This is a genomic window from Streptomyces coryli (assembly GCF_011044975.1).
Lineage (GTDB): Bacteria > Actinomycetota > Actinomycetes > Streptomycetales > Streptomycetaceae > Streptomyces > Streptomyces coryli.
Map to the genome: position 1 here is coordinate 1 of NZ_JAAKZV010000358.1, position 6,040 is coordinate 6,040.

The 6,040-nt window shown below is 72.2% G+C and carries 7 protein-coding genes; 4 read left to right on the top strand and 3 right to left on the bottom strand.

Annotation, left to right across the window (positions count from 1 at the left end; all coding sequences use genetic code 11):
* On the top strand, positions 1-241 hold a 241-nt coding region (locus G5C51_RS39090; protein WP_165245197.1), incomplete at its 5' end, for a peptidoglycan-binding domain-containing protein.
* Positions 242-247: 6 nt separating this feature from the next.
* Here G5C51_RS39090 and G5C51_RS39095 read toward each other — a convergent pair.
* Positions 248-1,354 (bottom strand): YeiH family protein, encoded by a 1,107-nt coding sequence (locus G5C51_RS39095; RefSeq protein WP_165245199.1) that lies wholly within the window; start codon positions 1,352-1,354, stop codon positions 248-250.
* 118 nt (positions 1,355-1,472) lie between these two features.
* Between G5C51_RS39095 and G5C51_RS39100 the strand changes: the two genes are divergently transcribed.
* Entirely contained in the window at positions 1,473-2,438 is a 966-nt protein-coding gene (locus tag G5C51_RS39100; RefSeq protein ID WP_165245201.1) for a LysR family transcriptional regulator, read from the top strand.
* Between the two features lie 71 nt (positions 2,439-2,509).
* Positions 2,510-3,166, top strand: a complete 657-nt coding sequence (locus G5C51_RS39105; RefSeq protein ID WP_165245203.1) for an HAD-IA family hydrolase — start codon at positions 2,510-2,512, stop codon at positions 3,164-3,166.
* A gap of 112 nt (positions 3,167-3,278) precedes the next feature.
* Here G5C51_RS39105 and G5C51_RS39110 read toward each other — a convergent pair whose 3' ends face one another.
* Together G5C51_RS39110 and G5C51_RS39115 are read right to left on the bottom strand one after the other, a co-directional pair.
* Positions 3,279-3,860 (bottom strand): TMEM165/GDT1 family protein, encoded by a 582-nt coding sequence (locus G5C51_RS39110; RefSeq protein WP_165245205.1) that lies wholly within the window; start codon positions 3,858-3,860, stop codon positions 3,279-3,281.
* A gap of 187 nt (positions 3,861-4,047) precedes the next feature.
* Positions 4,048-4,827, bottom strand: a complete 780-nt coding sequence (locus G5C51_RS39115; protein ID WP_165245207.1) for an ABC transporter permease — start codon at positions 4,825-4,827, stop codon at positions 4,048-4,050.
* 155 nt (positions 4,828-4,982) lie between these two features.
* Here G5C51_RS39115 and G5C51_RS39120 point away from each other — a divergent pair, with 155 nt between their 5' ends.
* Complete coding sequence (locus tag G5C51_RS39120) at positions 4,983-5,660, top strand: HNH endonuclease family protein (RefSeq protein WP_165245209.1); 678 nt, start codon at positions 4,983-4,985, stop codon at positions 5,658-5,660.
* Positions 5,661-6,040: the final 380 nt, after the last annotated feature.

The window sequence follows — 6,040 nt, forward strand, 5'->3', positions numbered from 1 at the left end:
CTGCAGCTCCACCACCTCGGGGCCGCCGACGCTCCGGGTGGGCGACAGCGGCCCCGAGGTGGTGGAGCTGCAGAAGCGCCTGCTCGAGACGGGCACGTACCCGCTGGGCGACACGGACGGGAACTTCGACGAGAAGGTGCGCAACGCGGTACGCACCTATCAGTTCACGCGCGGCATCGACGAGGACGAGCGCGGCGTGTACGGCCCGGCCACACGGCGGGCGCTGGAGTCGGAGACGTAACAGCGCTCAGACGGTGAGCATGACGCCCACGTACGACGCCCCGGCGACGAGCACCCACGAGGCAAGGCCGACGAACGCGAGCTTGCCGCCGGAGCGGGACAGCGTCGGCAGGTGCACCGCGCTGCCGAGGCCGAACAGCGCGGCGGCGAGCAGCAGTTCCTGCGCGGTGTCCGCGATGTCCAGCACCCCGGCACCGACCAGCCCGGTGCTGCGCAGCGCCACCATGGCCAGGAAGCCCGCGACGAACAGCGGCAGCAGCGCCGGCTTGCGCCCGCCGGCCGGCTGATCCCCGCTCCGCCGCCGGCTCAGCGCCACCCCGGCGACCAGCGGCGCCAGCATGGCGACCCGGATCAGCTTGACCAGCACGCCCTCGGTGAGCGCGTCCGACCCGGCGGTCTGGGCGGTGGCGACGACCTGGCCGACGTCGTGCACACCGGCGCCGACCCACCGCCCGAACTCGACCGCGTTCAGGCCCAGCGGGCCCTGCAGCAGCGGCAGTACGGCGATGGCGAGGGTGCCGCAGAGCGTCACCAGGGCGATGGAGGAGGCGATCTCCGAGTCCCGCCGCTCGTCCGACTCGCCCTTGCCCAGCACGCCGCTGACGGCGCCGATGGCGGAGGCCCCGCAGATCGCGTAGCCGGTGGCCACGAAGAGCGACTGGTCCTCGGACAGCCCGACGCGGCGGCCCAGCCACTGGGTCCCGAAGAAGGTGGCCAGCACGACACCGAGCACCATGACCAGGCTCTCCCAGCCGAGCCCGATCACATCCCCCAGGCTGAGCTTGAGGCCGAGCAGCACGATCCCCATGCGCATCAGCCGCTTGCCGGCGGTGGTGAGACCGGGCCTGGCGGAGCCCCGTACGAAGGTGTTCACCAGCGGCAGATGCGCGGCTACGACACCGAGCACCACCGCGGCCGTGAGCATCGGGACGGCGGGCACCAGCCGGTGCACGACGTCGGCGAGCGCGACGCCCGCGACGGCGAGCAGCAGCCCCGGAAGGTTGCGGCGGGTGGCCTCCGCGGCCCGGGCGCCGGCGCCGGGGCGCGGCGGCAGCGGCGCGGGTAGGGATATCCGCGCAGGTCGGGCGGTGCGTTCCGGGTGGTGGAGGACCATGATTCCAGCGTGCGCGCGGACGCTCCGTCCCGGTAGCCGTGATCTCGCGGGCAGCTCATAGGGATCCCCTATGAGAGACTGCGATGGTGCCTCTTCCCAGCCACGTACGGCCCCGGCGATGAGCGGACCGGCAGGACCGGCAGGACCGGCAAGCCCGCAAGGCGACCCCGGCCGCCGGCGGACCGGCGGCCGCCCGCTGCCCGACCTCCACGCCCTGCAGCTGCTCGTCTGCGTGGCCGAGACCGGCAGCCTCGGCCAGGCCGCCGCCCGCCTCGGCATCAGCCAGCCGTCCGCCAGCGGCCGCATCCGCACCCTGGAGCGCCGGCTGGGGCTGCAGCTCGTGGACCGCTCCACCTCCGGCTCCCGCCTCACCCCCGCCGGAGCGGTGGTCACCGACTGGGCGCGCTCCCTGCTCGAACAGGCCGAGGCGCTGGTCGAGGGCGCCGCCGCGCTGCGCTCCCGCCAGGACCCCAAGCTGCAGGTGGCCGCGAGCCTGACCATCGCGGAGGAGCTGGTCCCCGGCTGGTTCGTGGCGCTCCGCGAGGAGGCCCCTGACGTGCACGTCGGCCTGACGGTCACCAACAGCTGGGGCGTGATCGAGGCGCTCCGCCGCGGCGCGTGCGACCTGGGCTTCGTCGAGGGCCCGTACGTCCCCGACGACCTGCACCGCACCGCCGTGGGCAAGGACCGGCTGGCCGTCGTCGTGGCGCCGGACCACCCCTGGGCCCGCCGCCGCCGGCCGCTGAGCGGCCGCGAGCTCGCGGACACCCCGTTGCTGCTGCGCGAGTCCGGCTCGGGCACCCGCGAGACCCTGGAGAAGGCGCTGCGCCCCTGGGACGGCATCGCGGTCCCCGTCCTCGAACTGGGCTCGACCGGCCCGCTGCGCACGGCCGCCGCCCGCGGCCTGGCCCCGGCGGTGCTCTCCGCCCTCGCCGTACGGGACGACCTCGACCGCGGCCGCCTGGTCGAGGTCACCGTGGAGCCGGCGCTGCGGCTGAGCCGGATCCTGCACGCCGTATGGCTCAAGGGCCGCGAGCTGCCCGAGTCCGCCCTGCGGCTGCTGCGGGCGGCCCGCTCGAACTGAGATCCTGGCGCCGCACCGGGCATTGTATCGTTGAGGAACAAACCTGCCCCGAGACACCGCCCGGAGATCCGATGAAGCTCACCGCAGGCGCCCTGCTGCTCGACATGGACGGCACGCTGCTCAACTCCGACGCCGCCGTCGACCGCGTCTGGCGCCGCTGGGCGGCCGAGAACGGCGAGGACGCGGAAGCGATCCTCCCGCACTGCCACGGCCGGCAGGCCCACGCCACCCTCGCCGCGCTCTTCCCCGACCGCGACCCTGCCAAGAACCTCGAGGACAACGCCCGCATGCTCGAGTGGGAGGTCGAGGACACCGAGGGCATCGTCCCGATCCCCGGCGCCCCCGCCTTCATGTCCGCCCTCGCCGACGGCGAGCTGCCGCACGCCCTCGTCACCTCCGCCAACCGCGCGCTGTCCGACGCCCGGATGGGCGCCGCCGGGCTGCCGATGCCGGTCACCCGCATCACCGCCGAGTCGGTGCAGAAGAGCAAGCCGGACCCCGAGGGCTTCCTCCTGGGCGCCACCGGCCTGAAGATCGAGCCGGCCGACTGCGTCGTCTTCGAGGACTCCCCCGCGGGCGTGGCTGCGGGCCGCGCGGCGGGCATGCGGGTCGTGGGCGTGGGGCCGCGGGCGGCCGGGGAGCTGCCGGACGTGCACGTCGACGACCTCGACCAGATCAAGATCACCGAGCTGCCGGACGGGCGTATTCAGCTGGAGTTCACCGGCTGAAAGAGCAGATCTCTCCCTGACGGAGCCCAGCCCACCCGCCTTGTAGCCCGTCCGGCGCTTGAGGACTTCTGCGCGCAGCGCGGAAGTCCTCACCGCAGGCGCGAAGGCAAGGTCACCCGCGGATCGCCTCATAGAGGCTGAACCCGGCCAGCACCAGCATCACCCCGGCCGCCACCTTCGTGATCAGCCCCAGCGGCACGAACTTCATCAGCGCCCGCCCCCCGAAGATCCCCACCGCGGCGACGGCCCACAGCGCCAGCAGCGCACCGATCCCCACCGACAGCCAGTCGTCGTAACGCGCCGCGAGATTCGCCGTCATGATCTGCGTCAGATCCCCGAACTCCGCGACCAGGATCAGCATGAAGCCCGCCCCCGCCACCTTCCAGAAGCTGGGGTCGGCAGGCTTGGCGGTCTCTTCCTCCTCGTCGTCCTTCTTCAGCAGCAGCATGAGCGCGCCGGCCAGGAAGAGCAGCCCGACCACTGCCTGCACGGGCCGCTGCGGCAGCTGCGCCAGCAGCGACCCGGCGGCGATGGCGATGACGACGTGCACCGCGAAGGCGGCGGCCACCCCGGCGAAGACATAGGCGGCGCGATAGCGGGTGCCCAGCATGAGTCCGGCCAGGGCGGTCTTGTCGGGGAGCTCGGCGAGGAAGATCACGCCGAAGGTGATCGCGATGGTGCTGAAGCTCAGCAAGAGAGGTCTCTTTCGTTACGGGACGTCCCGCACCAGAGCGTAAAAAAGCGAGACCACTCCGGCGCGGCAGCATCCATGGACACTGCTTGGCCGAAGGTCTCGCTGGCGTGGCCGTCCGATCCGAACTGCCGCGCTCCGGGCGCCGGCTCAGCGAACTGAGCAGTATGTCGACGACACCGGCAGAGAGCTACTCCCCTTCAGATGCATCCGAGTGTACGCGGTGGATCACGCCCCTGGCCACCAGCTCCAGCACGACGGCCACCGCCACCGCCTGCACCACCAGCAGCGCGACCAGCACAAACAGCTGCACCGCGCCTGCCTGGACGGGCGATGAGCCACCGAGCAGCATGCCCACGTAGGCGCCGGGGAGTGTGACCAGGCCCACGGTCCTGGTCTGGTCGAGGCCCGGGATGAGGGCGTCGGAGGCGGCGGGGCGGGCGATCTCCAGCCGGGCCTCGCGGTCGAGGAAGCCGAGGGCGAGCGCGGCCTCCACCTCACCGCGGCGGGTCTCCAGCTCGTCCAGGGCGCGCCGGCCGCCGAGGACGGTGGCGGTCAGGCCGCCACCGATGAGGATGCCGGCGACCGGGATCAGCGCGATGCCGCGCAGCGGGAGGAGGCCGGTCAGGAGGAGGGCGACCAGCACCGGGAGGACGCCGGCGGCGATGGGGGCGGCGGCCCAGCGCCAGGTGCGGTTGGTGGTGACGCGGTGGCCCGCGGTCCAGGTGGCTACGGCGAACATCAGCGCCACGAAGGCGAGCAGTAGGCCGAGCGCGTGCACCACCCAGCCGATCACCAGCGATACGGCGCCGAGTTGGGCGGCGGCGCGCAGCCCTGCGGTGGCGATGGCGCGCCAGTACGGCGGGCGGGCGCGGCCGTCGCCGAGGTGGGCCAGGGCGGCGACGGCGATGGCGGCGAGGAGGAGGCCCGCAAGGACGTAGCCGAGAGCGGGTGTTACGGGGAGCAGCACGTGGTGAGCGTATCCAGCGGTCTGCCGACGCCCTCTTGCGCATGACATGCACATGTCGCGAAGGTGTTACCTGGTGCCCGATTCAACGAAACCCCGCCGGGCCACCATGCACGAGCAACTCAGGACCAACAACCCCCACACCTGAGGGAGTTCGCATGCCACGGATATCTGTGCGACACGCACGCCGTAAGATCTACGCGCGTCGACGGGCGGTCGTCGCGGCGGGCGCCGCCGCCGTCTCCGGCCTTCTGCTCGCCCTGCCGCTGTCTTCGACCGCCCAGGCCGCCCCGCCTACGCCGCCTGATGCGGCGACCGCGAGGACGTATCTCGCCGAGATCACCGAGGAGGCCGAGGGCTCCGACTCCGGCTATGACCGGGAGAAGTTCCCCCACTGGTCCACCGTCGAAGGTGCCTGCAACACACGTGAAGTGGTCCTGAAGCGCGACGGCACGGATGTCGAGCAGGACTCGAGCTGCGCGGCGACGAGCGGCACGTGGGTGTCGCCGTACGACGACGCGACGTGGACGGCGGCCTCGGATGTGGACATCGACCACCTTGTGCCGCTGGCCGAGGCGTGGCGGTCGGGCGCTTCTGGGTGGACCACGGAGCGGCGGGAGGAATTCGCGAACAACCTTGAGATCGCTCAGCTCATCGCGGTGACGGACAACGTCAATCAGGAGAAGGGCGATAAGGATCCGGCTGAGTGGATGCCGCCGGTGGGTGGTTACCACTGTGAGTACGCGCGTATGTGGGTGTGGGTGAAGCACAGTTACGGCATGACTGCCGATGCGGCGGAAAAGTCTGCTTTGAGCGAGGCCTTGGGTACCTGCTGAGGCGGCGTCGGTGACGGTGCGGTGCCGCGGTCGGCCGGCCTGGGTTCGCGGGCCTGCGGCCGCGGCATCCGCGCTGCGCGCGGAATCCTCAAACGCCGGATGGGCTTATAGGGGGTGGGCCGGGGCCGCGTCCGACACAACCCTTTCGTTGTTGCGCCGCCGATGTGCGGGTTGGGAGCGTTTCACACAACGAAAGGGTCGTGTCGGCCACGACCCCTCCTACCGGAGGGGTAGATCGACACGTGCTGGGGCCTACTCGCGCGGGCCCGCCCCGCACCGTCCCGCCCGGGTCCAACAAGTCGCTACCAACCCAACGGCGTGACCGACCGCTGGACTTGGCGGGGGCGCAGCCTGGGCCTGGCGGCAGGCGTGGCCTGGAC